The following is a 2,035-nucleotide window of genomic DNA, read 5'->3' on the forward strand; positions in this document are numbered from 1 at the left end:
GTACATGGGCGAGCAGCAGAAGCCGGGCCAGCATCCCCCGGAACACCTGCCCCGGCTTCTGCTGCTCGCCCATGTACGCGGTGACCACGATGAGTGTGCCGGTCAGCGCCGGGACCGCCCACTGGAGCAGTCTCATCTGCCGTTGGTTGGCCGCCACGTTCGACGGCGTCTCGTGGTTCGGCCTCGTAATGCCGTCGACCGGCGGGTTCCCGGACTTCTCCAACCGCATGCCGAGCAGCCGGCTGTAGCCGGTCACCGCCAGCGCGCTGACCGTCAGCGCGGTCTTCAGTGTGCTCGCCTTGCCCACCCCCGCCTGCGAGGCCATCCGCGGGCTCTCCTTCACCAGTTCACCGACCGCTCCGGCCAGGTGGGCGCCGATGGCCGCGGCGTTGACCGGGGTCCACTTGGCCCAGCCCGCGGAGGCCACCGGCAACCGCTGGGTCGAGTCGTTGATGCGTGCCGCCGCCCCGTTGACGCCGAGCGCTCCCATCAGGGAGCCCCCGAACCAGGCCGCCAGGCCCAGGTCGTGCATCGAGCGCAGCGCCGTGTGCCGTTCGGACATCTGTTCCCCTTCCACCGTGTCGGGCGCCGCGGCATACCCGCCGCCCGTCCGGCTAATCCCGCCCGTCACCCGCCGATACCGCGCGCGGTTGCGGGTTCCGGCGGAGACCGGGAGATCCCGGCCCGGTAACCACGGCCTCCGGGGAGGAGCACCGCGCAGGTGCCGCCGGGTGGGCATGGTGGGACGCGGGGTGGAACGGGACGGCGGCAGGGTGCCACTCGACGGGGCGGCGTGAGTCCCACCGGGCGGCGGGTGGCTGCCCGACGGGGCTCACCGGGCCGGCAGGCCGGCGGCGAACCGGGCCACCCGGGCCGCCAGCGGCGCGGACGCCCGTACCCAGGTGAAGTGGTCCAGGCGGGCGCCGGCCTGCGCGGTCGTGTAGCGCTCGCGCACGACGGGCGCCGCGGCGAGCTTGCCGCAGAGGTGGTCGAGGGTCTCGTGTGGCGTGTACTGGTCGTCGTCCACGCTGACCGCGAGCACCGGGGTGCGCACCGCGCGCACCGCCGCCTCCGCGTCCATCCCGTCCAGCCGCGGAAACCGCCCGGTCCGCGCGGTGTACGCCCAGTCGCGGATCACCCCGCGCGCCTGCCGGCCGCCGAAGCCCCAGCCGGGCCAGACACCGAGCAGCGCGGCGGTGGCGGCGATGCCCTGCGTGTACGGCAGGACCCCGTACCGCCGAGGGGCGGGGTAGCTGCGCCACCACGGCATCCCGACGGCGACCAGCGCCAGCCCGTCGACGTCGTGACCGCCGTGCAGGGCGAGGTGCAGCAGCGCGGCCTGCCCGCCGAGCGAGTGCCCGAGCAGCAGCGTCTTCCGCCCGTCCCGCCGGGGCTTGAGCGCCGCGAGCACCGCGCCCACGTCGGTGGCCAGTTCGGTGTAGCCGTAGCGGCAGGTGCGCGCCGGTCGTGGGGTGCTCTCCCCGGTGCCGCGCAGGTCGGCCACCGCCACCGCGAGGCCGGCGGCGCGCAGGGCAGCGGCGAACGGCCGGTAGTAGCGGGCCCGGACCCCCATCGCCGGGGAGACCACCACCAGCGGGGCGTCGGCGGCGCCGTCCGGCTCCGGGTACACCTGGATGCCGATCCGGGCGCCGTCGACCTCGACGAACTCCTGCTGGTACTCCGCCGTCGCGTTCACCGGACCAGGCTACGACTTGAGGCTACCGATGGGTAACCGAGGGCTGGTCCGGTTCACCCGACCGGGGCCCGATCGGGGGCCGGCGCGGGCTTGCGTCGCCCCGGGCTGGGAGTGCGGCGGTCGACCGGCGCGGCAGCGCCGCGCCCCGGCCGGGTTACGCCCGAGCGGCCCGCCGCCCAGGCTTCCTTCGGCCCGGTCGACCGCGTCGAGGACGTGCGGCACGCAGCGCGGCGAGCGCCGGGTGCACCTCGTCGGGCGTGGCGGGCGGCGCCCGCGGCCTCATCACAGGGCCTGGTGCCAGGGGCGGTCGGGAGTGGGCCGCCTGGTGCCAGGCCCTGT

Annotated in this window: 2 protein-coding genes; both read right to left on the reverse strand. The window is 75.8% G+C overall.

Features of this window, described 5'->3' with window-relative positions:
- Positions 1–562, reverse strand: a 562-nt coding sequence (locus tag C1I99_RS31275) for a hypothetical protein (protein ID WP_111137734.1), incomplete at its 3' end; no start/stop codon positions are given.
- 270 nt (positions 563–832) lie between these two features.
- The gene (locus C1I99_RS31280) at positions 833–1,696 is read right to left on the reverse strand and encodes an alpha/beta hydrolase family protein (RefSeq protein ID WP_111137735.1); all 864 of its coding nucleotides are present in this window, start codon (positions 1,694–1,696) and stop codon (positions 833–835) included.
- Positions 1,697–2,035 lie beyond the last annotated feature (339 nt).

This window comes from Micromonospora deserti, assembly GCF_003236335.1.
In the GTDB taxonomy this organism is placed as follows: Bacteria; Actinomycetota; Actinomycetes; order Mycobacteriales; family Micromonosporaceae; genus Micromonospora; species Micromonospora deserti.